This window comes from Denitratisoma oestradiolicum, from assembly GCF_902813185.1.
Classification (GTDB): Bacteria; Pseudomonadota; Gammaproteobacteria; order Burkholderiales; family Rhodocyclaceae; genus Denitratisoma; species Denitratisoma oestradiolicum.
On sequence record NZ_LR778302.1, the window covers coordinates 1 to 26,909 of the forward strand.

General features: G+C 62.5%; 31 protein-coding genes and 6 pseudogenes. 2 read left to right on the top strand and 35 right to left on the bottom strand.

Annotated elements, in window-relative coordinates:
* Positions 1–378 precede the first annotated feature (378 nt).
* The 22 genes and pseudogenes from DENOEST_RS19105 to DENOEST_RS19195 form a co-directional block, all read right to left on the bottom strand.
* Positions 379–525 carry a hypothetical protein gene (locus tag DENOEST_RS19105; RefSeq protein WP_183148319.1) on the bottom strand — a complete coding sequence of 49 codons (147 nt, stop codon included), beginning with the start codon at positions 523–525 and terminating at the stop codon, positions 379–381.
* 102 nt (positions 526–627) lie between these two features.
* Positions 628–849: a hypothetical protein gene (locus tag DENOEST_RS19110; RefSeq protein ID WP_183148320.1), complete on the bottom strand. Its 222-nt coding sequence runs from the start codon at positions 847–849 to the stop codon at positions 628–630.
* Between the two features lie 782 nt (positions 850–1,631).
* Positions 1,632–2,271: pseudogene (locus tag DENOEST_RS20280) on the bottom strand (hypothetical protein).
* Entirely contained in the window at positions 2,268–2,804 is a 537-nt protein-coding gene (locus tag DENOEST_RS19115; protein WP_183148321.1) for a retropepsin-like aspartic protease family protein, read from the bottom strand. The pseudogene DENOEST_RS20280 and the gene DENOEST_RS19115 overlap by 4 nt, the downstream one beginning before the upstream one ends.
* On the bottom strand, positions 2,801–3,493 hold the full coding sequence (locus DENOEST_RS19120) for a hypothetical protein (RefSeq protein WP_183148322.1): 693 nt from the start codon (positions 3,491–3,493) through the stop codon (positions 2,801–2,803). The genes DENOEST_RS19115 and DENOEST_RS19120 overlap by 4 nt, the downstream gene beginning before the upstream one ends.
* A 43-nt stretch (positions 3,494–3,536) precedes the next feature.
* Entirely contained in the window at positions 3,537–3,791 is a 255-nt protein-coding gene (locus DENOEST_RS20695; RefSeq protein WP_408640038.1) for an OmpA family protein, read from the bottom strand.
* Positions 3,674–4,567, bottom strand: coding sequence for a hypothetical protein (locus tag DENOEST_RS20285; protein WP_232096635.1), 894 nt, complete (start codon positions 4,565–4,567; stop codon positions 3,674–3,676). Before DENOEST_RS20285 ends, DENOEST_RS20695 begins: the two co-directional genes overlap by 118 nt.
* Positions 4,568–4,794: 227 nt before the next feature.
* A pseudogene (locus DENOEST_RS20700) lies at positions 4,795–5,088 on the bottom strand (hypothetical protein); the annotation flags it as partial.
* Positions 5,000–6,202, bottom strand: a complete 1,203-nt coding sequence (locus DENOEST_RS19135; protein ID WP_183148323.1) for a DUF1173 domain-containing protein — start codon at positions 6,200–6,202, stop codon at positions 5,000–5,002. The pseudogene DENOEST_RS20700 and the gene DENOEST_RS19135, both read right to left, overlap by 89 nt.
* 11 nt (positions 6,203–6,213) lie before the next feature.
* A complete protein-coding gene (locus DENOEST_RS20295) occupies positions 6,214–7,056 on the bottom strand; it encodes a KfrB domain-containing protein (RefSeq protein WP_232096593.1) in 843 nt (280 codons plus the stop codon).
* Positions 7,004–7,746, bottom strand: a pseudogene (locus DENOEST_RS20300) (zeta toxin family protein). The gene DENOEST_RS20295 and the pseudogene DENOEST_RS20300 overlap by 53 nt, the downstream one beginning before the upstream one ends.
* A gap of 145 nt (positions 7,747–7,891) precedes the next feature.
* Entirely contained in the window at positions 7,892–8,152 is a 261-nt protein-coding gene (locus DENOEST_RS19145; RefSeq protein WP_183148324.1) for a hypothetical protein, read from the bottom strand.
* A gap of 40 nt (positions 8,153–8,192) precedes the next feature.
* Entirely contained in the window at positions 8,193–9,281 is a 1,089-nt protein-coding gene (locus DENOEST_RS19150) for a Fic/DOC family protein (RefSeq protein WP_183148325.1), read from the bottom strand.
* On the bottom strand, positions 9,278–9,451 hold the full coding sequence (locus DENOEST_RS19155; protein ID WP_183148326.1) for an antitoxin VbhA family protein: 174 nt from the start codon (positions 9,449–9,451) through the stop codon (positions 9,278–9,280). The genes DENOEST_RS19150 and DENOEST_RS19155 overlap by 4 nt, the downstream gene beginning before the upstream one ends.
* Positions 9,452–9,633: 182 nt before the next feature.
* The gene (locus tag DENOEST_RS19160) at positions 9,634–10,005 is read right to left on the bottom strand and encodes a hypothetical protein (protein ID WP_183148327.1); all 372 of its coding nucleotides are present in this window, start codon (positions 10,003–10,005) and stop codon (positions 9,634–9,636) included.
* 32 nt (positions 10,006–10,037) lie between these two features.
* On the bottom strand, positions 10,038–10,550 hold the full coding sequence (locus DENOEST_RS19165) for a Dna2/Cas4 domain-containing protein (protein WP_183148328.1): 513 nt from the start codon (positions 10,548–10,550) through the stop codon (positions 10,038–10,040).
* On the bottom strand, positions 10,547–10,957 hold the full coding sequence (locus DENOEST_RS19170) for a CFI-box-CTERM domain-containing protein (RefSeq protein ID WP_183148329.1): 411 nt from the start codon (positions 10,955–10,957) through the stop codon (positions 10,547–10,549). The genes DENOEST_RS19165 and DENOEST_RS19170 overlap by 4 nt, the downstream gene beginning before the upstream one ends.
* Positions 10,954–11,166: a hypothetical protein gene (locus DENOEST_RS19175; protein ID WP_183148330.1), complete on the bottom strand. Its 213-nt coding sequence runs from the start codon at positions 11,164–11,166 to the stop codon at positions 10,954–10,956. The genes DENOEST_RS19170 and DENOEST_RS19175 overlap by 4 nt, the downstream gene beginning before the upstream one ends.
* A gap of 4 nt (positions 11,167–11,170) precedes the next feature.
* Complete coding sequence (locus DENOEST_RS19180; RefSeq protein WP_232096636.1) at positions 11,171–11,527, bottom strand: hypothetical protein; 357 nt, start codon at positions 11,525–11,527, stop codon at positions 11,171–11,173.
* A complete protein-coding gene (locus DENOEST_RS19185) occupies positions 11,502–12,161 on the bottom strand; it encodes a M48 family metallopeptidase (protein WP_232096595.1) in 660 nt (219 codons plus the stop codon). Before DENOEST_RS19185 ends, DENOEST_RS19180 begins: the two co-directional genes overlap by 26 nt.
* The gene (locus DENOEST_RS19190; protein ID WP_183148331.1) at positions 12,161–12,319 is read right to left on the bottom strand and encodes a hypothetical protein; all 159 of its coding nucleotides are present in this window, start codon (positions 12,317–12,319) and stop codon (positions 12,161–12,163) included. The genes DENOEST_RS19185 and DENOEST_RS19190 overlap by 1 nt, the downstream gene beginning before the upstream one ends.
* Positions 12,316–12,645, bottom strand: coding sequence for a hypothetical protein (locus DENOEST_RS19195; RefSeq protein WP_183148332.1), 330 nt, complete (start codon positions 12,643–12,645; stop codon positions 12,316–12,318). Before DENOEST_RS19195 ends, DENOEST_RS19190 begins: the two co-directional genes overlap by 4 nt.
* Here DENOEST_RS19195 and DENOEST_RS19200 point away from each other — a divergent pair.
* Positions 12,644–12,895 (top strand): hypothetical protein, encoded by a 252-nt coding sequence (locus DENOEST_RS19200; protein WP_183148333.1) that lies wholly within the window; start codon positions 12,644–12,646, stop codon positions 12,893–12,895. The genes DENOEST_RS19195 and DENOEST_RS19200 overlap by 2 nt on opposite strands.
* 3 nt (positions 12,896–12,898) lie before the next feature.
* Positions 12,899–13,138, top strand: a complete 240-nt coding sequence (locus DENOEST_RS19205) for a hypothetical protein (protein ID WP_183148334.1) — start codon at positions 12,899–12,901, stop codon at positions 13,136–13,138.
* A 212-nt stretch (positions 13,139–13,350) separates the two neighbouring features.
* On the opposite strand, the gene DENOEST_RS20310 is transcribed toward DENOEST_RS19205, so the two are convergent.
* The 13 genes and pseudogenes from DENOEST_RS20310 to traC form a co-directional block, all read right to left on the bottom strand.
* On the bottom strand, positions 13,351–13,710 hold the full coding sequence (locus tag DENOEST_RS20310; protein ID WP_232096596.1) for a hypothetical protein: 360 nt from the start codon (positions 13,708–13,710) through the stop codon (positions 13,351–13,353).
* Entirely contained in the window at positions 13,704–16,349 is a 2,646-nt protein-coding gene (locus tag DENOEST_RS19210) for a conjugal transfer protein TraG N-terminal domain-containing protein (RefSeq protein WP_408640039.1), read from the bottom strand. Before DENOEST_RS19210 ends, DENOEST_RS20310 begins: the two co-directional genes overlap by 7 nt.
* Positions 16,350–16,598: 249 nt before the next feature.
* Positions 16,599–17,689, bottom strand: a pseudogene (locus DENOEST_RS19215) (conjugal transfer protein TraH); the annotation flags it as partial.
* Between the two features lie 10 nt (positions 17,690–17,699).
* The gene (locus DENOEST_RS19220; protein ID WP_183148335.1) at positions 17,700–18,515 is read right to left on the bottom strand and encodes a conjugal transfer protein TraF; all 816 of its coding nucleotides are present in this window, start codon (positions 18,513–18,515) and stop codon (positions 17,700–17,702) included.
* Positions 18,516–18,518: 3 nt separating this feature from the next.
* Positions 18,519–18,887, bottom strand: a complete 369-nt coding sequence (locus DENOEST_RS19225; RefSeq protein ID WP_183148336.1) for a hypothetical protein — start codon at positions 18,885–18,887, stop codon at positions 18,519–18,521.
* A 2-nt stretch (positions 18,888–18,889) separates the two neighbouring features.
* Complete coding sequence (gene traN / locus DENOEST_RS19230) at positions 18,890–20,356, bottom strand: conjugal transfer protein TraN (RefSeq protein ID WP_183148337.1); 1,467 nt, start codon at positions 20,354–20,356, stop codon at positions 18,890–18,892.
* On the bottom strand, positions 20,353–20,988 hold the full coding sequence (locus DENOEST_RS19235) for a hypothetical protein (RefSeq protein WP_183148338.1): 636 nt from the start codon (positions 20,986–20,988) through the stop codon (positions 20,353–20,355). Before DENOEST_RS19235 ends, traN begins: the two co-directional genes overlap by 4 nt.
* A gap of 12 nt (positions 20,989–21,000) precedes the next feature.
* Positions 21,001–21,750, bottom strand: a complete 750-nt coding sequence (gene trbC / locus DENOEST_RS19240; RefSeq protein WP_232096597.1) for a type-F conjugative transfer system pilin assembly protein TrbC — start codon at positions 21,748–21,750, stop codon at positions 21,001–21,003.
* Positions 21,750–22,632 (bottom strand): annotated as a pseudogene (locus DENOEST_RS19245) (TraU family protein). Before DENOEST_RS19245 ends, trbC begins: the two are co-directional and overlap by 1 nt.
* A 116-nt stretch (positions 22,633–22,748) precedes the next feature.
* Positions 22,749–23,384 (bottom strand): type-F conjugative transfer system protein TraW, encoded by a 636-nt coding sequence (traW, locus tag DENOEST_RS19250; RefSeq protein WP_183148339.1) that lies wholly within the window; start codon positions 23,382–23,384, stop codon positions 22,749–22,751.
* The gene (locus DENOEST_RS19255) at positions 23,371–23,850 is read right to left on the bottom strand and encodes a S26 family signal peptidase (protein ID WP_232096598.1); all 480 of its coding nucleotides are present in this window, start codon (positions 23,848–23,850) and stop codon (positions 23,371–23,373) included. The genes traW and DENOEST_RS19255 overlap by 14 nt, the downstream gene beginning before the upstream one ends.
* On the bottom strand, positions 23,847–24,257 hold the full coding sequence (locus DENOEST_RS19260; protein ID WP_183148340.1) for a hypothetical protein: 411 nt from the start codon (positions 24,255–24,257) through the stop codon (positions 23,847–23,849). Before DENOEST_RS19260 ends, DENOEST_RS19255 begins: the two co-directional genes overlap by 4 nt.
* A pseudogene (gene traC / locus DENOEST_RS19265) lies at positions 24,250–26,846 on the bottom strand (type IV secretion system protein TraC). Before traC ends, DENOEST_RS19260 begins: the two are co-directional and overlap by 8 nt.
* Positions 26,847–26,909 lie beyond the last annotated feature (63 nt).

Sequence of the window (26,909 nt, forward strand, 5' to 3'; positions counted from 1 at the left end):
TCGTAGCGCCAGCCAGCGTCGTTCATGGCCACCAAGCCAGCCGTCTGCAAGGCGACAGTCGCTATCAGATCCGGGAAAGCCGCCCGCAGCGCCTGGAACCCCGCCGGGAATACCCCAGCCAGAGCGGGCGGCGGTGTCGCCTACGCGCCGCGAGACTTCAGATAGGCGATGGCATGAGGCGAGCTGAGAAGCTGGTCGCGATAAAAGGTCGCGCGCGCGCCGGATGGTCAATGAGGGCTGGGGCATGGTCACTCCTGGGTCAGCGCCGGCGTCGGGTTGCAAGCGGCCGTGGTCGTACATGTGCTGGGAGGAGAATAAACGGGATCGCCAGGCCAGCAACAGGCTTGCCAGTAACCCAGCAGGGCCGCACGGACAGGTTCAGGGGTAGGTGCGGATGCGACGGCGCGCCTCGCGCCATTTATCAACCTGCCGCTGACTACGCGCCAGGTCGCGCTCCCGGCGCCGCCGATGCTGCATTTCCTCATCGACACCGATCTGCGCGGCCGCCACCTGGTCGGCAAACAACGCAGCAACGCCTCACGTTCGGCCTTCTGCGCGCAGAAGGAAGACGGCTTGCGGTCGGTATCGCGAACTCAGAAGTGCCCGTAGCGCTGGAATCGCATCGCATCACCCGGTAGCATCAGTGAGAGTAGGCGCGCAGGCAGTACGTTGCAGCGAGACGGCTATCAGGCGGGCAAACGGGTTGGATGCCACCAGCCCGAAGTATCGGTGTTGCGCCAACACCGTCTGCGGCGGGCCGAAGTTGTCAGCGGCCCGCTTGGCGGCCTCGATGGCCTCGGCCAATGTGTTGGCGCAGTTGTCGAAACGGTATTGACGGTAGCGAGGCATCAGATCCTCCAAGCATTCAAGCAATGCCGTCATTCTACCCGCGAACTATTGACCGTCAATGGTTTGACGAAGAAAAACCATCTTTTTGCACCCTCGGCCTTGCGCTTTTCCCTGCCGACCGGAACCTGGAGCCCTCGGGCCGGGGTTTGGAGGCCGGAACAGGCCCCAAGGTCTCGCCGTTCGTCGCCCGCAGGCTGCAGCCTTACTACCCCTTCGAGCACCCACGCTGGCCAGCGGGCGCGGGCATGGGCCGCTACTGCACCGTCTACCTATCGCCTCGGCGTCCAGGGGCAACGCAGGACGGGCGCAGTCAAGGAACGAAACCGGAAGCCGCACGCGGAGCGCTGCCGCAGGCGAGCACCGAACGGGTGAGGATTTCAGGGCGCAGCCCGCCCTTGACCGGAGAAGCCCGGCCGGAGGGCACCATGACGACGAATCAAGGCGAAGGAGCGGTGCAGTGCGGCCCCGCGCGAAGCGGATTCAGCGCACCAGCGCCGGCACACCACGGATTCAGATCCACGTTCCCGACTTTCGCGCGCGAAAGTCGCCCGACCAGGCCGCCAGGCCCAGCCGGTCAGGGCTCGCCCTGTCCGGCGCCCCAGAGGACGCCAAGCCCGCGCGGCGGGGTTCGCGTAGCGATCCCCAGGAGGCAAGCGCAGCGCGCAGCCGCAGGCGCGAAGGCGTCAGGGATTGAAGCCCGCCAGGGCGAGACTAGACCGGCTCGCCGGTCGACGGCTCGATGCGCAGCACGAAAGCCCGCCGCAGGGAGACGCCATAGGGCTTCAGGCTTGGGCCTCAAGTTGGCCCAGCTCAACAGCCCTCAACGATTCCAATGCGCCCAGGAATCGCTCGGCCGCAACATCCGCCGGCCACGGCCCCACGGTCGGCAACCGTAGGTCTCAGCCAGCGGATCGACATCGAGGACAGGATGCACGATCCCCAGGACATCGCGGACCTCATGAATAGGCCAGCCGATGCAATGCACGGCCTCCGAGGCGGCCGCTACCGAGTCGGCCTGCTTGTGGATGATGTGCGCTGCCGGCGTCCATGCGCAGCTCGTAGCGCGCGGAAATGGCAGCCATCAGGCGAGACGAAACCGCCCGGAAAGACAGGCCCAGCACGTCCTTCAAGGGCGAAATGCAGTCGAACCCCAACAACCCTCTTCCGCGTCATGTAGAAGCTCCAGGAGCGCGTCAGAACGGCTCAGAGGGCATCGGACCACCGCCGGCGCAAAGCGAGCACCAAAAGCGAATGCTGGGCCACAGACAACGGCCAGGGCCAAACGGACTCGCCACCCCAGCGATAAGTGCGCGCCAGGCGAATCGCCAAGTCCTCGTCAAGCCATGCGGCGGGATCAGGATTCATCAGGTCGAGGCGGCGCCCGGACGGCAAGCGCACCCAGGCGCGAGGGTAGGGGTTCATGGGGCAGGACGAAGGGTCATGAAGCCGTGGGCATGGGAAATCTGGAAACGATTGAGCGCGTCCATGCCCAGCACAGGCGATTGCAGGCGGTCGAGAACGGCAACGGCGGCATCAGGCACCGTGAACGGCCCGAGGGCGAGGACGTTGGCGGCCGACAGGCCGCCGCGTTCGCGGCCGCCGGCCGTCTCGAAAACGGTGACGCGACCGACGCGGATGCCGGCATTGCTGGCCAGCCGCGCCGGCACGGTCGTGAAGCGCGCCCCGGTATCGACCATGAACACCACGGGGAAGCCATTGACCGCCCCGGCGATGTAGAAGTGGCCATCGGCCGCACGCGGCACGGCGAAATCGCCATTGGACAGGCGTTTGGGTGCCGCGACAGCGACCGGGGAAACGGCGGCAATGTCGAGCTGGTCAGGCCCATAGCTCTTGCCGTCATACACCAGAAACTGGCGAGCCTGGCCGAAGGCAGGCGCCGACAGGGTGGCAGCACAAGCTAGGGCGATCAGGAAGCGCGGCGAGCGAAGCGTCACGGCCGGGCGACGGCGCCGGCCAAGGCGTCGGGCAAGCCGATAGCGCTGGCCAGCGCATCGAGCGAGGTCTGGATCAGCTCGGCCGGCCGCAAGGCCGCGTCCTCGACCGTGGCGAGTGCGGAGCACGTCGCCGTACCGTCCGGGCCGGAGCGCGTCAGGGTAACGACGTTGCGCTGCTTGTACCGCCATTCGTCGCACTTGGACAGGCATTTGCCGTCAGGATCGCCGGCCGTCGCGGCGTTGACCGAATCCTGCGCGCCCGTGGCATTGCCGACGTTCGAGGCGATGGTGCCGATCAAGATGGCCAGCGGGTTGAGCGACAGCATCACAGAGGGGCCGCGCCCGCTTTTGGTGGTCAGCGGCGCCGGATTTTCGGCGTAGTCGCCCAAGCGGATGTCGGCCCGGCGCTGAGTCGCCGGCCGCAGCGCCTGAAAAGCGCCGTCCAGCTCGTAGACAACCGTCGCTTGGTCGCGCGAAGCGACCAAAGACAAACCCCGCCGCGCAAGCGCATCGCGCAGCACGCCCGTGAGGTGCGAGCTGGCCAGAGCCTCGACATAGACAGTACGGCCGAGGTCGGCCGCCACGTCAAAGGCGCCGGACACGGCAACATCGACAGGCGCCACAGGTTGAGGCGCGGCAACGGGTGCAGGCGAGGGAGCGGGAAGCTGATCGGTGGCCAGCGCCGGCATGCAAGCAAGCGCGATAGCGAACGAAAGTAGTGGCCTCACGACATCACCCCTTATGCGTGGCGGCATCGCCAGTCTCAGCCTGGGACGGCATGGCCAGCTCTACGTCAGCGCGGCGGTTGGCGCGCCGGCCGTCCGGTGTGGCATTCGGCGCGACGTAGCAGGTCGCGCAAACCGATACCTTCAGGCGAGCCGCCGGCACGCCGGCCGCCAGGAAGGCGGCGCGAACGGCCGCCGCGCGTTTGGCGGCAAGCGTGCGATTGGCGGCCGTCGAACCAGAAGCATCGGCACCGCCGCGAATGGTGACGTGGCTACCCTGGCCGCCGCGCGGAGCAGCGGTGCCAGGGCGCGCAGCGCCTCGGCGTCCAGCTCGGCCGAAGCGGAGGCGAACAGCACGGCCAGCTTGTCCGGGACGGGGGCCGCCACCACAAGAGATTGCGGGATCACGGTGGCGGCGGAAGCGGTGAAGCCAGTCGCGGCGGCCACGGCGGCGGTTGAGGCAGGCGGCGAAAGCACGCCGGCAGGGGCAGGCGTCGGCTCGGAAGCGGGCGCAGGAGGGGCCGCCAGACTCTCCAGGACGGCGCGACGATCAACCACGCCCTCCAGGGCCTGCCGGCGGGGCATTGCCGCAGCGGGGCGCGCGTCATCCGCGCCGGCCAGGGTCTTGACGGTGGGGGATGCGCAGGGATTGCAGGGGACGAAATACGCTTCGCCGGTCTTGGCATCGCGCACCTGGGCCAAACCCGTCATGGTGGGGTAGCCCATCAGCGGCATGCGCGAGGGCGCGGCCGGCGGGGTGGTGGTACAGGCGCTCGCGGCCAAAGCCATCACTGGAGTCAAGAACCACAAGGCGAGGCGAGGCGACGCCGGACGCAGCGCCCGGCGGCCGGCGCGCGTGATTTCCAAACGGGCGCGGCCGTGGTCCGGGCGCGAGCGGACATAGCGCCGCACCACCAAGGCCCGAATGGCCAGAACATGGCGATGCACGCGCGCAAGGTCGGCCGACAGACGGCAGCCGGCGGCCGCTTCGGCCAGGCGCTGCGCGCCCGAGACCGGCCCGCCCAGCAGGGCGCGCAAGACCGCCGCCCCAGTTGCGGATAGGGCAGGGAGGTCTTCATGGTGTGCCTCAGCCCTTGACCAGTGCCTTGAAGGTGGCGCCCGGCGTGAAGCGCGGCCGCACCGTGGGCGGAATGGAAATGGTCCGCCGGTCTTCGGGTTGCGCCCGGCACGGGCGGCGACATTGGCTTTTCGAACGTACCGAAGCCGCTCAACTTCACGGCGTCACCGCTGGCCACGGTGCCTTGCACCTGGTTGATGAAACTGTCGAGGAAGCGCCCAACGGCGGCTTTCGAGGATTCGGTGTCGGCGGCAATGGCGTCGATCAGATCTTGTCGGTTCATGCAGTAAGTCCTTGTTGTTGGTGGAGTGGGAAAAGCGGTTTCGCGCGCGAAAGACAGAACCGCACGGCGATTGAGGTAAGCAGTAGGGCAGGGCAGTACGGCATGGGCGTCACGCCGGCAGGGCCGGTAGCGGCGGCATAGGCTCGTCGCCGGCCTTCCAGACCCACGAGACCAACTTGCTGCCGGCCACCAGCTCATCGACGGCCGCCAGGTAGTCGTCACTGGCGCCAGGGGGCACCACGTACATGGCGGTGGGTTCCGGCTCAGTGTCCGAGGCCACCGCACACGCCAGCGGCCGCGTGGACGGCAAGTTGTAGCGCATGCCCTTCATGAAGCGCCGGTTCTGCTGGGTCAGCGCATCGAGGACCAGTTTCTCGTAGGTGCTCTCGAACGGAATCCAGTGCTCGGTGACGCACATCAACGCGGTCTCTTCGAGCGAAGCCACACCCGTGGCCCCAATGCTGAAGGTGCCGATCATCATCAGATGCGACCCTTCCAAGGCATCCCACAAGCCCAGCTCGATCTCGAAACGCTTGAGCAAGCGCTTGTGGATGTCGTCATTCATCATGAAGTGACAGTCGGGCAGATGTTTGAGCACGATCTTGTGGCCGTAGCGCGCCTGGGCCAGCTCTTTGACCTCGCCGATGACCAGCATCAGGCGCCGCGCACCTTTCTCGGGTGCGGCGATGCGCATCATCTGCGCCATGCGGCGCTGTGTGATTTCGGCCTTCTTCTCGGCATTGAACGACTCGGGGATGTAGAGCATGCCGGCCAGGCTCGCGCCCTTGGCCGTCTTGTCCTCGGCCGCCTGAAGCAGATACTTGCGGATGACGTACCAGCTCCGCTTGCCGGCCATGGTGGGCGCCCAACGGTTGAACCCCGCTTCCTCCCACAAGTAATGCAGCGTGCCGCGCAAGGTGAGCTTGTTGCCATCGGTCTTGACGCTATCGGTCTCTTTGCCGCTGGGCGCCGGAGCGGAACGGCTGGCACCCTTGGACAGCGAGAAGTCGAACTTCAAGGCCGTTGTCCCTTCGTCGGGGTTCTCCTGGATCGCGGTCCCGATGACTTGGCCCAGCCCGGAAAGCTCGGGCGGCGGCTCGTAGGAGTCACATGCCGGGGCATGATCGCCACCAGAATTCGGCATGCGTTTGATGAAATACTTGTCCTCGACCTTGGCCACGTACATTTCGATACCTGGGTGGCGGCACAAGCAAAGCGGCCGCTGCTTGGCGGCGTAGATGGCGGCCAACGCCTCCGGCAAAGCCGGATCATCGGAATGAATGGATTGGTTGCCGATCTGGTAGACGGCCATGCTGCTTCCCCTTATCGGCCCATGTCGCGGCCCATGTCGCGCGCTGCATCGCGGGCCGGCTCCTTGCCCTGCTCATAGACCTGGCTCTTGTCGTTGCCGTGCTGGATGGAAACCTTCTCGCCGGCCTGCACGTCGCGGTCCAACTGGCCTTTCTCGTAGCGCACGGCCACCATGTCGGACATCTTTACCAAGGCGTGATGCGAGGACGTGGCCACAACCTCCCCCTTCACGTCCTGCTTGAGTTCGCCCGCCTCGCGCACCATCAGGCCGCGATGGTTGGCGGCCAAGTCAGTCACGCGCTTGGACTCGTCAAGCGTGACGTTGCCCTGGGGGACATGGCCTTGATGAAGCTGCCCGGACAGTTCCGCACGGGCATTGAAATAGGACAACTCGCGGTCGTTTTGCGTGGTCTGCGGCCCCCAGCTCTGCTTGATCTCATGCAGGTGCTTATAGGCGCCGTCCAGCTCGGGATGGCGCTCCAGGGCCTCTTTCTTTGGCAGTTGATCGAACGCTTGCGCGCGCTGATAGGCGGGGCTCTGCTCGAACCGCGCCAAGTCGGCACGCGCCGCATCGAGCTTGGCGGCCAGCTCTTCCCGATCTGCCAGCAAAGGCCGCATGCTGCGTTCCGACTCTGGCCGTTGAACCTCGGCATAGGCGCGCTTCAGGTCTTCATCGTTGCCACCGATCCACTTGCCGTATTCCCGGACACCGGCCTTTTCCGTGTAGCTGGTCTGTCCAGGCACCGAGGCGGATTCACGGCCAGTAAGCCCGCGCTCGCTGCGGATCAATGACGGCTGGTCTTCAGCCTTGGCGTCGCGGAAGGACGTTGTGGGTTTCCGTGATGACCTTGCCATCCGACGCCGTGCGGACGGTGTAGGTCACGTTGTCCCGCACGCCTTCGCGCTGCTTGGCCAGCGCATGGATGTCTTCCAGGGCGGAAACGTGGTCGCGCCGCTCGGCGTGTGTCCACTGCCGGCTGCGTTCTTGCTCCAGGGCACGCGCGGCGTCGGGCGCATGCTGCCATTCGCCACGCTCCTGGCGGTTCTCGTAGATCGGCCGCTGCTGGGCGTCGTACAGGCGCACCGCATCGACGAGTTTTTCACGCTCCAGGGTGGCGACGGTCTGCGCCATGCCGACATAGGCACCGTCATGCTGCTCGCGGTTGACGAAGCGGCCGGTGCCGCGCTCGGCCACCTGTTCCTCGAAGCGCAGGCGCGCGCGCGTCATCGACGTTTCGGCCGAAACGGCCATGACGCGGGCCTCGACCTCGTAGCCACCTTCCTTGAGTCGCACGGCCAGATCGCGGATGTTCTCGGGCTGCGCATCGTGCCGTCGACCACCAGATTGCGGCGGTTTTCGGCGGCCGCCATCGTGAGGCGGGTCGCCCATTCGCCGGCTTCCTTCTGCGTGCGGTCGGCCGCGTGCTGCGGATCGTCTCGGGAGAGCTGCTTGTAGCGCGGGTTTTCCTCCCGCATCCGGTCGGCGTCGATCACGACGGCGCCGCCCTGGTCGCGCAGCTCGCGCGCAGCCTCGGCGGCCAGCACCGACTTGCCGGAGCCGGGCTGGCCTCCTAGCAAGATCGCCTTGGGCTTGTCCTGGGCTTGGTCTCAGCCAGCGCGTCACGCTCTACGCCTTTGTAGGCCGTCTCCATCCCGTACTTGGAAATATCCGAAGCCATGCCCCTCCCGCTTACTGCTGGTAGAGTTCGCGCGCCTGGGGACCGTACTGCTGGATCACGGTCTCGATGGCGGCAGCATCTTTCGGGTCCAGGCCGTCGCGCAGGGCGCGCAGGGCGCGCTTGTCGGCCTCGATGCCCGCCACCACGGCGTCATCGGGGATGGGCTTCTCGCGCTCCAGCGCGAGCGCTTCAGAATGGTGGGCGATGATCGCGCCCAGCACGTCACACGCCACTTCGTAGCGCACGCCGGTTCGGTTGAATAGTTCGGACATTGATATACCTCCCATGCAGCGCGCTTTCGCGCGCGAAAGTTCAGTGGTTCTCCAGGACGCGCTCACGCTCCATCTGCATGTCGCGCCCGCGATCGCGGGCAGGTTCCTTGCCCTGCTCATAGACTTGGCTCTTGTCATGGCCGTGCTGGATCGCCAGGCGATCCCCGACGTGCACCGCGCGGTCGAGGTTTTCGCGCTCGTAGCGCACGGCGATCATGTCGCCGACTTTCAGCATGACGTGATGGGACGAGACGGCCACCACGTCGCCCCGATACTGGCCACCCAACGCACCGGCATCCCGCACCATCAACCCGCGATAGACGGCCGCATGTTCGATGACCCGGCGCGATTCCTCCATTGACACGCCATCGCCCACGGCGCGGCCGGTGTGCAACTCGTTGGCGATCTCGGCACGAAGGAAATTCACGTCCTGGCCGGCCCGCTGCGCATCCGCGAGCATCTTGTAGGCGCCGTCCAGCTCGGGATGCTTGGCCAGCGCCTCGCGCCAGGGCAGTTTCTCGAAAGCCGTGGCGCGTTCAACCGTCGTGATTTCGTAGAACACCTCACGCATCGGGGCAAAATCGCCTCGTACAGACTGTTTGGCGGCCTCGTTCCAGACTTGTTTGTCGACCTTGCTGTAATCGAGGTGGTAGCCGCTTTCCTTGGCAAGCTGCCCAAGAAACTCGCGCGTCGCCCGTCCATTACCCTCGCGGAAGGGGTGCATTTCATTGAGGCCCGCGTACACCTCGGCCATCTTGTCCGCGAACTGTGCCTTGTCGGTTCCGCGCAGGTAGCCAGCCTCTTTGATGGTGGCAGCAACCTCGGCGGCCTTGGCCGGGATGTCTTCCTTGAAGGTAAACAGGGTTCGGTCGCCCGCCGGCCCCTTGGCGATGTCCACGGTGCGAACCTCGCCGGCCCACTCATAAACATCCTTGAAGACTTGCCGATGAATGGCTTGCAGATGCACCAAGTCGTAATTGCCCTTCACCGGGTTTTCGCGCAACTCCTGAATGCGGATCGCGGTAGCCCCGCGCTCGAACCGCTGCAATTCCGCCAGGTCTCGAAGCTCGGCCTTGTTCTTGAGGACATGGGTGCCGGGGTATGTGTACCCCTCTTGCTGGTCGGTCATGACCCTGCACCCTTGCGTGCGCGCTCCAGGTAGAGCGCCACCGCCTCGTCGGACGTGAGCGCACCCGCAGCAGCGGCTTCTTGGATCTCAAGATCGGCCGCGTCAGCGTTCATGCCTTCGAGGGCCAGCGAGGCGTTGGCCAGGGCGAATTGCTCCCGGCGAAGCTGCACCGGATCGTCAGCGGCCGGCGGCCGCGAGGGGTCAGAAGATCGAGGTCAAATGTCATGACGGGCTCCAGTTCGGTAAGGGTGCCGGTATGCCAAGGATATCACGTATTGCTTTCTAACTGACAGCAGTATAGAAACAAAAATGCCGGCGCGACAAGGGTTTTAAGGCGATTTGTCGCACTGACTCAAGAATGCTCCAGCGTGCGCCGAACGGGCCGCAAGGCGGTCGCCGTGGCCTCGATCACCTGCTGGATTTCCTGCAAGTAGCTATCGACTCGCGCCTTCATGCCTTCCCACTCGTTCTTGGTTTTCACCAGATCATCGAGCGGACCATTGCCGTACTGCTTGCTGTCGATGCAGCGATGGATGGTCAGCAGCCGCATTTCCATGTTGCGCAAGGCGTATTCGCAGCGCGCGAGCTGCTGCCCGTCGATGGGGGTATGGCAATAGCGGACGTTCTCAACGTCACGGACAAAGCCCTCGAAGTCCTTACGGTGGTCGCCCAGCAGGGCCACGAAGGATTCCATCAGACGGGTTTCGCGTTCTCGCATGTTCATGGTGTGCCTCAATTTATGATGGGTGGGAAAAGCTAGTTGCAAGCTCCAGCATGGCCGCAGCTCTTGCATTTCGGGCCTCGGCTCTTGCGGGCCTGGGCGCGCCCCTCGATGATGGCGAGGTAGCGCGCGATCAATTGTTCGCAGTAGGCGTCGTCGCGCAGCTCAACACGGATGGCCTTGCGCTTGCGCGTGGTCCGGCTGTTGATGACGGCGTAGCCAAAGGCAGCGGTGGGTAGGCCATTGCGGCGCAGAAGCCACCCCTGCAAGGAAAGCTGCGCGATGTCGGTCTCATAGACGCGGTGGGCATCGCGGTTCTTGTTTTCGAGGGGGACATGCAGCCCGTCCGGAAGGCGATACACCTGGTCGGGTCGGCCGATGACCCGGTAAGGATGGTCGGCCCGGAGGTTCCGTTCGACTTGCGCAACCCGGCCGGCCTTCAGTTCATCGGGCAACCAATCCTGGGAGAAGCCACGCCAGACGAGGAACGTCCACGCGGCCAGTGCCAGGGCCAGACCGAACAAGATGAAGCTGGCCAGGTTGTTCATCGCGGCATCCCCAGCAGCCGCACGATGCCGTTGAGTAGCAAGCGGATCGCAGCGGCGAGCAAGCCATGGCGAGAGAGGAACCGCGCCACGGCTGGCGACAGCACGTAGTACCCGCGCACAAACAGGCGCCCGGGCGCCGCCGGCATCAACACACGGTCGCGCCAAGCGCGCAGAAAGCACGTTTCAGGAGCATCAGGGCCATAGACGGCCGAGGCGATGAAGCATCGCCGGTCCATGGCGGCCCGCGTATGGCCCTCGACCTCGAAGCGCAGATGCTCGAAGGTGCCGGCGGCCGCCTTCGCGCGTACATCCAACGGCCGGGCATCACCGCGCTCGCGGTCGAAGAGAACCTTTTGCTCGCAGTAGACGGTTCCAACGATGTCCGTGATGGTGTGGTACTTCTTCATGGCCTGATCCGCCTCTTCGCATTTACAGGCGACAAGGCGCACTCAAGGCCGTGGTAGATCACCAATGCCCCAGCCATGAAGACCAGCGCAGCGGATAGATGGAACAGCTCCGCAAGGGCTGAGGCACGAACAAACCACAGGACGCCGATGCAGCACGCGAGCACCAGGGCCAGAAAGGTGAAGTACCAACCGACACCGCCGAACCCCATTTCGTTACTCCCCGGACTTTCGCGCGCGAAAGTCGCGCGGCTTGGCCAGCATCCAGCGGTAGATGCCCAAGAGGCTGGTCGCGGTAAACGCGACCTGCATGAAGATCAGGCCAGGCGCGTTCGTGAGAATGCCGAACAGAATCCAACAGACGTTCGATGCCAGGAAGGCGACAAACCCCCAGCCGGACCGGGCGTTGTTCAAAGCCAAGAGCCAAGCGCCAAGAACACCGAAGGCGCAGCCGATCCATTGCAAGTACCAATCCATCGCCGTCACACCAACGTCATGCGCCCGGTCTCCAGGGCGCGGATGCGCATCGGCAGAGTCGGATACGCGGTCAAGACAGAGATCCACCGATGCCATGGCCGAGAGGGTAAATCTCGTGCAACTCGTGCAGCGCGGCCAAGGCGTCGGCCTTGCCGACCCGCGCGGCGGCGCCAGCATCGGCGCGATACTCGAAGTAGCGACGCAAAGCCAGAAAGATCAGGAAGCCGGCGAGGAAAACGGTGTTGTTGTTCGTGCCGTAGCTGCCGAGGGTGAAGCACGAGGCGTATGCGAAGGTGCCCAAGATGTGGCGCTCCGCAACGTGGCTTTCCTCGTGCGCAATGACCCCGCGCAGTCCTGGATCACTCAGTCGGCGGACCAATCCCGAGGTCAGATAAATGCGGGAATGATGCTGGCCGAGGCCGACCGTGTTGGCTTGCTGGTCGGCGTGGTCGTACAGATAGACCGGCGAACCGACCGGCATAGACGCGAGCACGCCGGCCAAGCGCCGCTGCAATGGCCCGTCCGTCGAGGCCACGGGCGCAAGAAACCGCGCAGCCAACGGCGCTGAGGCATAGAAGCCGAACAGGAAGATCAGGCCGGCGACCGTCTGCATGAAAGGTTTGTAGGCGGGATCAGGGGCGAGCCGCGTGGCCACCCACAAGATGCCGCCGCCCACTTCCATGAAGAAGAGGACCAGGACAATCCGCCTGAACCAGTGGGACGGAATCATCAGCGCCGGCAGTCATCGCATTGGATCGCAGTGGCGATAGAGCGGTACGGGCTGTAATCGGTGCCGGTGCGCCAATCGTTGTGCATGGCGACGGGTTCGGGAGCCGTGGCGCACCCGGCAAGAGTGGCCGCAAGCAAGAGAGCCAGGAGTGACTTCATTTCTTCTTCCTTTCTTCGTTCAAATTGATAGCGTCCACCAGCTCACGACAAACGGAATGCGCCCGCTGGCGAGACACGCCGGCATGACGGGCTGCAACGGATTGACGGAAGCCGAGAACCAAAACTTCTTCTGCGATCCGGTAAGATTCGGGCGAAAGGTCGAGCCGTTTTGCTGCTTTCACAAAGACAGCACGCGATACTTTGCCGCAGGCGTCTAGGACCGACTTGTATGAATTGGCCATTGCGTTGCAAACTAAAGGGATTCGGCGTAATTTGTCAACATGACATTTAGCCATTTTCACGCCATAAACATGGAGCAGAAGCATGAAAAAACTAACTTTGTTTGCTTTCATTATGACAGCACTAAGCGCCGCAACCAACGTGCTTGCGGCCCCCGCAAGGGGTGGGGTGTGCGGCGCGTATCCGTTCAACGGCGCGGACACCAAATTCGATTGCGAACATCTAGGAAAGGTCACGATCAAACAGATTTACGAGAGGGGTTGGCGTATCGTGTCGATGGGGCAACAGAACGATGGTGGTAGCTGGACCTATATCGTCATCGAGGAACAGAGGTAGATCATGGGTAAGTGGAAGAAACTGCTGCTCTACGCAGCGCCGATTCCGATAGCCTTTGTGCTTTCGGATCACTCGTTTTCGGACTTCATCAAGATGTTGGGAGGCGGCCTCATGTTCTGGATTCCCTACTGGTTGGCGTGCTGGTTGAGCGATGGGTTCTGGACCTTCCTGCAACGACCGGCGGCCGCCTCACGCTGGGCATGGACATCAACCCGTGCACGAACAAGTACCAACCCGTCCTGAAGGACGAGCGCGGCCGCACAGTGATGTATTGAACAAGGGAGGGCGCAAGGCCCTGCCCTTATCGCTTCGTGCCAGAGTTGATCTGAGGCGATGCACTGGTTTCCCTCTTCATGTTCTCGGTGAGCTTTTCACCATCTGCCGTCCCGTCCCCGCCGGTTAGCTTGTCCCACCCCTTCAGGGCGGAATCCTTGATGTCGCGCCCTTCCATGTCCTCAACAACACCAATGGATTGGCGCGCCCTTCTCCAACCTTCTTGTCCGGGCTAGCCCAGGCGTGCACGTTGTCATCCAGGGCGCCCGTCCGCGCGGGATGCTGCCCTTGTTCTTCGGATCAAGCTGGCCTTCGACAGCGCCGCGCGACTGCCCAACAATCCCCGGAGTGCTCGTATTCGTGCGAACAGGTGCGGTACTGCCGGCGCCTGTTGCCGCAGCCTTGCGCTTGTGTTTTGCGCGAATATCGTTCGGGAGGTCTTTGCGTTCCTTCTCGGATATGCCTTGCAACCCGGCCTTGTTGGCCGGCAAGGTTTCGCCTGCGAAAGTGTTGGTGTTCAACGTCTGGGCGGCATTCACCATGCCCTTTCGGCCGCATAGTCCTGAACCATCGACATGATGGTCGGCGTTTCTTGACTGTAGAACCGGGTTGCACTCATGCCGTTGCGGGCGGCAACAGCTTCCATGAAAGAAGGATCGGCCAGCAAGTCGCGGTGATGCGTGAAGCTATTGGATTCACTGCGGTTCGCACGGTCGCCGGTCCCGTACTCCTGCCTATCCGAAACGTCGCGGATTTGCGACCGTTCGTCGATGTTGGACAGCACGGCATCGTTACCGGTACGGCTGGTCTGCTGGGACTGTTGACCAGCGCCGTCCTGCGCGGTGCGCTGACCGCTAACTTGGAAAGTGCGTTCAGTGCGCGCGCTCTCATCAAGGCTGTGCTGATCAACCACACCACGGTCACGCGAGTGCCCAGCTTGGTAGGTTTTCGTGGAACTGGCGCCAAACCCGGCACTAAGACGGCTAAGGAGACCACCATCGGCGGGTGCACCGCGTCCGGAGCGATAGTTTTTGAGCGCCTGATCCACCTGGGCCTGATTGCCACCACCATTGCGGATGGCATCGGTAATGCGCTTCTCTTCGCGTGGATCAGCCGGCGCAGCACCACCACCGCCACCCCCCCCGCCTCCAGCAGCCGCTGGGCCAGGCCGAGACAAACCAAGATTCATGGACAGGTTGTCTTGTGCACCCGCCTGCATGTTGAACTGGGAACCATCGCGGAAAGTCTTGCCGACCGACTGCCCGCCTGTGTGGGCGCCGCCGTAGCCACCCTGATCCGTCGTCGAAGCACTGACACCGGACTGTTGATACGCGCCTCGCGTGCGGTCAGCCCCCACAACGCTATTACCCGTAGAGCTGTCGCCGTGACGGGTGGAAAGTTGGTCGCCCGAAGAGGTGATGTCAGTACGATGAGCCTCCTGGTTGCGGCCCGCCTCGTAGCGGTGGTCCATGCCCATTTGCTGGAGCATGCGATTATGGAGCTGGCTCATGGCCACAGCGCCATTCGGCGCGATGGTGGCCGTACCGCCCGACCTGGTGCCGATCATGGCGCCACCTCCGGACAGTGCCATATTGCTGTCGTACTTGTGCATCGAGGTCGTGTTGATGCCGGCGGAGTCCATACCAACCTGCCCCATGCTGACGTTGCCAATGGAGGTCTGATAGCCAGCACCATGGACAGCGGACGAAAAGCTAGCCGTCATGCGATCCGCCAAGGACATGATCCCACCCTGCCCCATCTTGATGATGCCGGCAGCGAGGAATGGGACGAGCAGGACCATATACCCGATAAGTGATTGCTCATCGGTCAATGTGGCGTCGAAAACATCTGAGAGCTGAAAGGGAATACCAGAGCCGGTAGCCAACTCAAGTGCCCGCATCTTGTAACGCAGGTGCATCATCGACAGGTGGTTGATGACCGCGAAGAGAACAGGCCACATTCCTATCCAGGCGAGAGCCATCATGTAGCCGCCAAGGATCTGTTTCGCTCCTTGGGCAGTCATGACCACCATCAAAACAACCACAATAGGAAACATCGCGTAGATGATCGCCTCGATCCAGTTGCGAATATGAGGCAAGGTTTCCTGGGCCAAGATACTGATGGACGCATTGGCGCCGGCGGCCTGGCGTGCGGCCTGAGCGGAGGCCATCATGGCGTTGACTTCGGCCACGCGCGCGGGATCGTTCAGAAGGGCCGGCAGTTCAGCGCCCGCCTCTTTCCAGATGTTGTTGAACATCGACTGGCGCAACGCAGCGGAGGCGTTGGATGAGTTGTTGAGAATCCAGTCGTAGGATGTGCCGATTGCGGATACGAACATGCTTTCCGCGATGGCATCGGTGGAAGCCCGAGAGAACGCTTGCTTGCCGTAGAAGATTTGCGCCTTGGCCGCTGCATCAGCAACGCGGTCCTTGAGAACAATAGCCACGTCAGTGCAAGGCTCGGTCTTAGGCTCGGGCGTCAAGGTGTCATACGTGGCGAAGCGCGCTGGGCTGGTGTTGCTGAAAATCGTGTTCCAGGTGTCGGTGCCGCCCACAATTTCCTGGGCACCGACCACGCCATCCTTAATGTCGTAGAGCGTGCATTCCTTGATGAATTGCATCAGATCGGAGCGCAGTTGTGGGTCGCGTACCGTGGCGTTATTTACGCTCTTCAGGATGCGATGGCCGAACGCCACATCCCCCTTCTGCAAGCCCAATTCATCCGGCACGCCGAAGACGGTTTCGTAGGTGCGGGTAAAGAACCCAAAAGTGAGGTTGGTGGCTTGCGCCACTACCGCAAGCGTAAAAGGCACGTTATCCACAACACGAGGCGGCTCCAACCCCGTCTTGTCGGTCAGTCCCACGCGAGCAATGGGAAGGTTCAAGATGCTGACAAAGATCAGCGCCTGGATAAACCACTTCGCCATTTCGAGCTGTTTGTTGCCTGCGTAGGCAAACATCCCGATGCCGATAGCGAAGAGGAAGACCATTTTCATCATCCCCTCGAAGCCGGCACCGGCCATGATCGAAGCGACGGCATTGAAGACGTAGTACAGCGTCTCGACGTTCCAGTAGGTTTGAATTTCGATGTCGATCATCGCCGGGCCTCTTAGCGAAGACTCTTGCCGAAGGCGAGAGTTACGCAGTGTTTGGGACAGATTGGCGTTCAGGGCGCGCTCCATGTAGTGCACTTCCTGGGCAATGTCATAGGTGCTGATGGTCTGCGTGTATGCAGTAGCAAGAACTGAGCGGGCATCATTGCGAAGCTTTTCCAGCTCGGGATAGACCTTGTTCAGCTCTTGGGCGACGGCGGGATCGCTGGCCGTGGCAACGTACTTGGCCAGGGCTGCGTTGAGGTCGGCGACCGCCCGCTGGATGTAAACCTCGGCATACTTCGCCGCAATGAGGTCCTGATAGCGGTTGACCAAGTTGTCAGCCAGGGCTGTGTTGTTCAACGTGGTGGACACCGCCAGCATCTTGTGAACAGGAAGATCGGTGACATTGAGGAACTTCCAGATGGCGTCGACATCAGGGTGTGCGGCCCGCGTGGCGATCTTGTCGGTGATGTCCCACATCTTCGTGCGGACCATGTAGCGGAAGCTGCGGGTATTGGATGACGAAGTGCTGTTGTAAGGGTTCAGGCAACCGTCCTCGCTTGTGGTATCACAACGCCAGATCGGCAGATCAAGAGTCGGGGACGTGTCCTGCTTTCCGACGAGCTGCTGAACGGTAATGTCTTTCTTCGGGACAAAGAGCGGCTTGGTACGGTTGCCGTTCGTGGAAAGATTGTGGTCCCGACCATCGACATCAGGATCATGCGGTATTCGTCGTCGATGCCATCCAGTTTCTTGAGTGCTTTCCAAACGACGTTCCCACGCGGGAGATCGTCGCTCGCGGCGGGATTCGTTGAAGCGACCTGATTGACGGTCTGATTGGCCTTGTCTTCGTTGTTCATCACATTGGTCCAAGCGTCTGTGATGTTCTCGAAGATGTTGGAATCGACGCCGAAATTCTTGGCGGCGTTCTGGCGCCCACGAGACCACGATTCAGGGACCGAGGCATTAACCAAACCCTTGGCGGTTTCGCAAGAGTCGATGTTGAGGCGATTAATTTGATTAGCGGTGGCCTGAAGGGCCTGCATCACGTTGTCGCACGTAGGGCAAAGATTCTGGAGTGCGAGCTTGAAGCCATAGCCCAGCGCGTTGGAACCGATGTTCTTCAACATGGCGACGAACTGATCCTTATTGATGAACGAGAAGCCGCCCATAAAAAGGTCGATCCCGCCGCAACCTGCGTTCCAGCTCGGCGGCGTCACCATGGCCAAGTTGTAGGTGCGAGTGGGCATGCGCATGAACATGCTGCCCCCGGTGTACATGTTCATCGTCTGCCCCTGGAGTGCAGCCGGATTTGAGACATTGCCGTTTGCATTCACGTCATCGAAGAGTTGCTGCATGGTGACGGCGTTCGCCTGGGTCGCCAGAACGCAGGCCAATACAACAGCAGTGATTTTCTTCAAGCGCATAGCTGCCTCCTTAGAATTGATCGCCCGGCTTCGTGCCGGTCAAGACGAAAATGCGGTTCACGATTTCGGAAAGCGCCATCATCCCGAAGCCGATAGGCGCATGGTCGCCGGTTGTCTTGGAACCAATAAACAGCGCCGGAACGCGCTCTACGCCCCAGGCGGCGGCACTAGCGCGTCCATCGCGGAATTGCGGAAAATCCGGAAGGCCCGCACCGTCGACTGAAACGGGCAGCACCTCGATACCGTACTTCTCGGCCAGCATGCGGATGGTCGGCGCCATCGCGTGGCAGTAGGGACAATCCGAGCGGAAGAAGAAAATCAGCCCGTGTTCCTTGGCCAATTGCTGTAGGTGGCGGTCCTGGTCCTGGTCCCGTCGCTCGTCGAAGAGCTTGATCGCAGCGTTGTTGGCGGGCCGCTTCAGGGTGTAGTCAAGGTCAGGGTTCTGCCACACCACCCGGCGCCAGTTGTCCGCGAAGACAGATCCTTTGTCCTGTACGACCTGCCATAGCTCCAGGTAGTCGCGCAGGTTCTTCTCGGTGGGACTCATCACGGCGATGTCTTCGCGGCGCTTCAGCTCCACGCGCATTTGTTCTGCCGTCTTGATGTCCTGGATTTCGATTCGACGGGGAGCGGCCGGCTTTGCCGGCTCTTGCGAACGCGCAGGCGCCGGCATCGGCGCCGGGGCCGCCGCCGCTTCCTCCTGGTCGCAATACCAGTTGAACTTGTTGCTGTCGCATGTCCAGATCGACGGGTAATCAAGGGCACTCTGGGCATGTGCCGCAGCGCCGAACATCAACGAAAGGGCGATAAGCGATTGCCGAACCATGGCTTACTCCCCTACCCCTTCAGGCAGCGGCGGGCCACCATCGAGGCAATAGTTCATCTGCGTGGTGAGAATGGCGTCGGTGCGCCCCTTGGGCGTATCCACGTCCTTCTTCGTGTAGATGATTTCAAGGCGCTTGCAGTCGGCGCGACCCAGGTTCTGAATGACCTTGGCCGTCACCAGCAGCGGCCCGGTGCTGCGGAACTGCCGGGTGAAATGTTCATCGACCTGGCCAGTGAGCACGCCAGCAGCGGAGCCGGACTTGATGGCCAGCACCATCAAGTCATGGGGTTTGGTGTAGATACGGGCCTGGGCCTGACTTTCGCACGCGAAAGCCATGCCGATGACGGACAAGAGGATGGCAACGGGTTTCATGGTCAGTCCTGTTCGTAGTAGTTCTTCACTTGATCGGAGACGCTTTGCCCCGCGCGGTTGATGCTGCCAGCCAGGTCGGCCTCCTTCGGCACGATCTTCTGGATGAACTCAGAAAGATCCATCGCCGCGAAGTTGAGCGACTGAAGCTGTCCCTCGGTGAATCCGCCGCACTGGTTCATGGGGAGACCGAGTTGGGCGCGGCCCTGGCGATTGATGAGCTTGGCCAGCAGGGAGTTGAAGCAGCAGTGGGTTTCCTTCTTCTCCAGGCACGTACCGATGATCTTCAGCTTCTTGGAGCAGCGGGTTCCGATGTGGACGCACAGGTTTTCGCCGCGCTTCAGACTCATGATTTGCTCGCTCTGGTCGCAGCTCAGCCATTCCGTGATAACCATGATGGCGATCTGCAAAGCGAAGGTATAAGGATCGAACGCGACGAACTGGAAGCCGTTGGCGAACGTGAATTGAAACTGGAAGCCGTAGAAAGAGAAGGTGGGGTTGAACATCCCATCACCCAGGCCCGTAGCCCAGCTATTCATGGCGCCAAGCCCTTTGCCCAGGAGCGAGCCATCCACGGAGCTGTATAGGGCGTCGTACATGTACTTCGAGCCCATGGCGACAGCTTCCTTGGCACCCTCTCCCACCACAGTCATGCCAGCACCAAGCAAGGCATGGTTGGAGAAGGCCGAACCGCCGCCAGACGAGCCGCAGCAGCTCTTGAGCACCGTGCCCCCGAAGACCTTGATCGAGCACTCTTCCTTGTAACCTTTGAATATCTCGATGTTGCCGCCGTTGACCCCGTAGACGCCGGCTTCGCGGGACGCCTCCATCATGGCGGCCGCCTTGCCGAAATCCTGGTCGGGCTGGCGATCCGTGGAGAAGCAACCGGCTCCATCGTCCTGGCAGAAAGAAGACGGCTCGCAAACCTCGTGCGTCGTTGTGCTCGGCGGGGTTTTTTCGCAGCGGTAAGACTCTTCGGTGATCGCGCACTTGCCATCAATGGCGTACTGAATGCAGGCGGTGCCCTGGGAGACGCAATTGCCCCACGCGCGTGGCCCGCAGTCGTAGTCGCTGTCATTGGTCAGGCAGCCGAACTCCTTGCGCCACTGCCAGCAGCCGCGATAGACCGGCACGCCGTCGAAATAGCGGGTTTCGGGCGCCTGAGTGCACCACTTCGGCTTGGTCTCTTCGCAGTCCGGCCACGGCTTGCGATTGAGGTCGGAACGCGCTTCTTTTTCGGCGCACTGGTTGTCCCAGTTCTCGACCACTGTGGGCACCTTGTCGGCATAAGTGTTGTATTCGTTCCAGCCCTGGGACCATGTAGCGGGCGTCTTCGTCGTGGTCTCTACGCCGTTCTCGTCCGTGGTCGTGGTGCTGCACTGGTGGAGCGCGTCCGGGCCGGTGGAACCCTCCGGGCAGGTCCACACGTCGACCGGCTGCTTGACGTGGCAGGTCGCATCCGGCGGGATCATGCCGGCACCCTGGGAGGCACCTTCTCGGTGCCCGGAATGATGGTCGGTCCCTCGATGGTGAACGCCGGGCAGTAGTAGTTCCAGTTGATCTGAATATCCAGGGTGTTGTCACACTCGGAGAAATCCGTCTTGCGCGCGGTCGTGCAGGTTTCGGTGACATATTCGCCGGGGTTGTTCTGCGTCACCGTGCGGCAAACTTGGCCCGTTCCGCTGGCCGGCGCAGTGCCGGGGTTCTTGATGACCGGATCGCTACCGGTGATGATCGGGTCGGTCTTCGAGAGCGGAACGATGGGCCGCTCGGACGGGTTCTTGGCCAGGAAGTTGACGGCATCGCATTCCTGCTGGTCGTAGGCATTGCCGGCGACATAGGTTTGGCATGCGGTCAGCTTGTTGGTCCCGGCCGTGCCCAGCAAACCCTTGCCGCCGCTGTAGTAGCCGGATTCCGGGGCGCTGGTGTTGTACTTGGGGACATTGGCCGCGCCCGAGGCGCTGCTGACTGTACCGCCGGCCCCACCCTTTCCGGCGTTGCCGAATGTCTTGCCTTGATTGAACGCCTCGGCCGGCGTCATGTCGGCATGGGCGGCCCCGGCCAAGGCGGACAGGGCAAACAAGAGGATAGGTAGAGCCTTCATATCATCGACCCCTCAATTGACGGAGATAGCGGCTGGCCAAGGGCTCGAACTCGGCGCGCGGCGCGTCAGTTCGTCCAGGGCGTAATCGAGCGTCACGTCGCCGGAGACGGCGGCGTAGGTGTTCGGCTGGGCGCAGCCATCCGCATCAAGCTGGTCGATGGCGTCGGGCTTGGTCAGCACCACGGTGGGCACGGCCGAAACCTTGTACTTGTCGAAGGCGTTGGGATTGACCAGGACATTGCCGCCCTGCTCGCCCAGGTCATGGATCGCCTTGGCGGTGTCCTTGTACGAGTTGTTCTTGAACCCGCGCAGGACAACGGCGCCGCCGACCCGGTGAGCGCTGGCCACCAGGCGCTTCAACGACTCGGCGGGCATCGAGAAGGACGCGAAGATCATGAGGTCGTCCGACTTGCGCGCGATGGCCTTGGACTCGTAGCGCTTGGCCAGGGCCTCGATGTCCACCTGTCCCGGCGCCGGGGTCGGGATATTCGGAAAGACGTTCGGCGCGCCGCTAAGGGACGGGTCGGCAAATATGGTCTTGCGCTCGGCCTCGATGCGCGCCTGTTCGCGCGTCAGACGCTCGGCGCTGGGCATGCCGTTCTTCTTGGGCTTGAGTGCGGGGTTGTCGGGCGCGAACATTTCCTTGCGCTCGGCTTCAATGCGCGCCCGCTCTTGCGCGAGGGAACCGGAATCGGGCTTCTGCGCGCCGCTGGGCGTAGCGAAGGCGGCCAGCAGGAGGGCAAACAGGAGTGAGGATTTCATCAGAACACCCCCACGCCGAGGCAGCAGTTCTTTTTGCGGAAGATCATGTAGCTGAAGTCTTCCCCGGCATACGGATAGCTCTTGCCGGCGCCCCAAATCGCAGTGCTGCGGCCGTAGGGTTGGCAGCAGCGGCCGTTGATCTTGTCGGTCTGCGGCACGGGGTAAAGCATGTTGTACTTGTATTGGGTCTTGTCCATCACGGGCTGCGGATAGACACCGCAAAGGCCGTCGCCGCCGGACGTGCCCCACATCAGGAATTCGCGGTGCAGCTTCGCAGTCATGCGCTGCACCAGGAGCGAGCTGGCTTGAACGTGGGAGACATGGGCCTGCACATGGCCATTGAAGGGGTACATGCCGCCGTTGCAGCCGGCGCACCAATAGAGCAGGTTCGAGCCGAAGCCGGCGGTGGCCAGCACGCAATCGCCCGCGCACGCGGCCTGGGCAATGGGGTTGCCGAACAGGAAGGTCTCGGGTTGAGCAACATGGTCAGCTCGTCGTCGTTCCACAAAGGATCAACCTCGGTGATGTAGGCGACATCGAGCGAGCCGGTTTCCATGCAGGGGTGGTCAAGGACGACTTCGAGCCAGTAGAGGATCGGATCGACGTACCAATGCACCTGATAGCTCGACTGCATGGTTAAGTCCTGCTGCCGACGAACCTCGCCTTCCGGCGCCCGGATGCCGGGGTCGAGCTGGATGCCGCCCAGCGAGACGAAGCAATACGGCGTGCGGGTCACGTCGACACGACGCACGGGCCCCAAAAGCCGGTCTTGATGCCGATGATCGGCGGGTTTGAGCACGCGCAAAGCATGCCGCTGGGGTTGTAAGAGTCCTCCTGCCCCATGGACATCATTTCGGTGCCGCCCATCGTGATGGGGAACATGCAGGACCAGCAGATATCGGTGATGGGGTTGGCGAACTTGCCTTGGCAGACACCCGCGAGACTTTCGCGCGCGAAAGTGGCGGTGAGCAGCAGCAGTGCGACGTAGAGCCAGCGTTTCATTTCAACTCCTTCGCGGGGATTTCTTCGAGTAGCAGAGCCTTGCCCTCTTGGCGGATCAGGGACGGGACGGCCCGGATGCCGAAGCGCTTGCTCAAGGTGCCGTGCTGGTCATAGAACACCTGGGTTTTCCAGGTGCGGGTCATGTCCAGCCAGGAGCCGGCGACGAGGATGGGCTTGATGCGCTTCTGTTGCTTCTGCACCAGCAGGCGCACGGCCTCGCGCTGGGCGGGATCGCGGCCGTCGAAGAACACGAGGGTCTTGGACAGGCCCGTGATTTCGAGGGGATTGATGCGCGCGCCCGCTGGCACCACAACCTGCCCCTCGTCGGTGGTGACGGCCTTGGGGTAGTAGACGGTCGGATCAATGAGACGCTGCGCGCGCTCGGTGACGGTGGCGATCCCGTCGACGGGCGGCATGTTCTTCACGCTGTTCATGGACCGGCGCACGGCTTCTTGCTGGAGCTTCTTCAGCTCGCCGGTTCGCTCCTTTTCCTGGAGCTTCTTCATAATCATCGTGAGCGCACTTTCTTCGGCAATCGGGTAGGTCTGCCCGAGGGTGCCGAAGTGCGCAGCTTGGGCCGCCGGAAGGATCAGGGCGACAGCGGCCGCGATGACCAGCTTAGAAGATCGCATAGGCCCTCCCGATCACGGCCGCCGCCTTGATGTTGCCGGACAGGGAGTAGCGGGAATCAAGGCTATCGACGCTGGGCGTCGCCACGAAGTATTCCCCCGCCGGGATTGCACCAGCTCCGGCGGGCACTAGCGGCACCCCGGCACGCGACTTCGGCTTGGCCAGCCCGATGTAGTGGTCATTAACCCAAAACGCCGCGCCTTCGCGCTTCACGGTGTCGCCTGGGATGCCCTCAACGCGCTTAATGAACGTGGTGCCGGCGGGGTACGTGGCGCCGCCATGCCAGCGGTAAGCGATCAGGTCGCCCTTCTTGAAGGCGCCGCCCTTGTGCACCACGTAGAGGGTGCCGGGCAGACTGGAAGTCATGTTGATCGTGAAGTCGAGATAGGGGGTCGAGGCCCACGCGAGCGCAGCCGCTGCGAAGAAGCCACCACACACCCCCCAATAAAGGCGCTTGGCGTTCATCATTTCATCCTTTGGCGCACCAGATCGGTGTAGTCGGCAGCGGTGCCGCCCAGCAGCGCCGCCTTGTTGACGAGGACGCAGCCGCATTCCTGCCCTACTGCGTCGATGGTGGTGGAGAGCTTGACGGCGAACTCGGCCGTCATCTTTTCGAGGCCGGCGCGTTGATCGTCGGTCAAAGAGCCGGCGCCAAGAATCTTCATGGCGCGCTCTTGGTCTTCTTCGACCAGCTTTTGCAGATCGACCGTGGCTAGGCGCGGCGGGATGCGCTGGGCCGCCATGTAGGCGATGGGCGCGAGGGCGGCGAGGGTAAAGAGGGTCGAGGCGAGTGCCGTGGTCAGGATGTCGCGCACGCGCGAAGGTGCGGCCGGCACCGGTTGAAGGGCCGCAACGGTGGGGGTTTCGTTAGACAAGTTGTCCTCTCCTTTGCAGCATGATCGTCAGGGCCTCCATGGTCGAATAGCCCTGGTTGAGCAATGACTCGCATTCGTTGAAGTCGGTGGCGTTGGTGCTCGCCATCAGCAGGGAAAACGGGTCGGGAATGTGGCGCACCACGGAATCGCCGTTGGGCGAGGCGATCAGCATTTCGGAGAAGCGGCCGCGTTCGGTACGCAGTGACAACAGCATCCGTTTGACGGCCGGACTGAAGTTCACCATGCCGTCCTCGATCAGCTTCTCCAGGTTCTTCTTGTCCTGGCGCAGAAAGAGTTTCCAGTCGGCGTTGGAGTAGGCGGCCTGGCTGGCGTCGTTCTTGAAGGCGTCTTCGATGCCCTGGGTGCCGACGCAGAAAATCCCGTTGTACTTACGGGCGCGCCGGTAGCCCTCTTCGATGAACTCGGCCGTTTCCTTGTCGGCGCCCAGGAGCTGCCACGCCTCATCGACGAGACAAATCTTCTTGCGATCGCGCGACAGGTACATGTCGTGGGCAATCCGGCTGGTGAGCACGAAGAGCACCACGCGGCGCAGCTCAGGGCATTCTTCAGCTCTTCCAGCTCCAGGCCGATCATGTCGCCGTCGAGCGAGATATTGGCCGGCCCGTTGAAATACTCGCCGTAGATGCCTTCGGTCGTGAAAGGTTGGAGCTGCTTGGCCAGCTCGTAGGCCACCCGCTCCACCCCGCCGGACTCGTTCTTGATCTTGTCGAGCAGGAAGTCGCGGATTTTGGTCGGGGTCGTTTCGGGGCCGTAGTCCTTCCAGACGGCCGTAATCGCCTCGGCGATCAGTGAGTATTGAAACTCGGTCAGCGGCGCATTCGGGCTTGCCATGCGGCCGATCATGGGCTTGAGCAGGCGCATTTCCGCCTTGAAGTCGAGTTCGTTGTCCGTCCCGACCCAAGAGAAGGGATTGATGCAGAGCGGGTTCTTGGCGAAGGGCGTGAACTCGATGAAGGTGCCCTTCTGGAGTCGAATCAGGTTCTGGTAACTGCGGCCCACGTCGATAACCCACACCCGCGCGCCGATGCCACGGTAGGCACTGACGATCTCGTTCATGGCCACCGACTTGCCGGAGCCGGACACGCCGGCCACGAAGACGTTGTAGTTGCCCTGCTGGTTCGAGTAGAAATCCAGGAAGGTCGGCGAACCGCGACGGCCGAAGAAGAGCATCACGGGGTCGCCGGCCCCCTTCCACTCGCCGATGATCGGCGCCATGTCGACGGCATTGACGGTCGTCTTGGTGGTGATGAGGCGCAGTTTCTTGAGGTCTTCGCGGGCCGTCTCGGTCAACGTCATGGGCAGGCTGGAGTACAGCGTGGCCAGTTGCAACAATTTGAGCGGAGTGATGGTGAAGCGCTCATTGCGCCAGACGTTGAGTGCGATCTGACTGGAGCGATTCATCTGCGACCTTGGCGCGATCAACAGCAGGGTGTGGTACATCTCGCACATGCTCCCGCCGTTGTTGAGCTGGTGCATCACGATGTCCCAATCCTGCGCCTGGGTGGCCAGCTCCGGCTGGTACTCGGCCATCTTGGACTTGGCATTCATCTTGGCCCGCGCGCTCTTGAGCTGGGCCTTGCTGTCCACGATGTTGGGGTCCAGGGTGAAAACGCCGCCCGTGACGACAAACGGGCATGGGTACTGCAAGCCGTCATCGAAGAAGCTGCCGATGATGTTGGCCATTTCCCACAGCTCTTTCTTCTGTGGGTATTGCAGGACGCCGAATCCGCGCATGGAAATGCGCGTGTCTTCCTCGTCCTCGGAGGCCGGCGGCATCCCGAAAAGGATCTCGTCGGCCTTGACGCGGACATGCTGGCCGAAGTCGGTGAGCTGATGCTTGAGTGGCTTGCCCTCGTCGTAGCCCAGCGCCGGGAACGGCTGGCCATTGAACATGACTTCGGGGTTGAGGATGGGCCAGAGGAAGTCGATGAGCCCATCGGCGTTCATGGTGTAGGCCGGCAAGTTGGCCGTGCGCAGCGAGGCGCGGATGGTCTCGCGCAGCTCGGTCATTTCTTCAACGAGCTTGCTATCCGTGTGCGATCCGGCCTTGGTGACGGAAATCATCAGCCGGATGTTCTTAATCATGAAGTTGTCGTTGGGGAACAGCGGCCGCCCCGACGTGCGCCGGATGTAGTTGATGCGGCGCTCGGCCAGCTCCAGGAAGAACGAGCTGGTCTCGCCGCGATCCACGGCGATGTGGCGCTGATCCTTGTAGGCTTGATACTGCTGATCGAGAATGGGGCTGCCGAACAAGCACCACTGCACGCCGAAGTGCGGCGGGATGGGAGTAAAGAGCGTGGCCAGGCGATTGGCCATTTCGTCATCGGCGCCGGTTTGGGCCAACACCTCGAAGGCGAAGGCCACCGAGTTGTCGTTGTAGAACAGCTCGCGTTCCGGGTCGAACTGGTCATAGCGCAGGATGTTGTGCAGGCCGTAGACCTTGGTGAGTTCATTGGCCGCATCGAGCGGCGCCGGGTTCTTGCCAACATCGGGCGTATTGCCCAGCACGGTTTGATCCCAAAAGCGGGACGCCGCACCTTTCAGTTGTTCCATCATGGTTTTTTGCATCGGGCTTTCCTTCGAGGGTTACTGAACGGCACCGGCCTGGGCGACATCGGCGGGCGTCGCAAC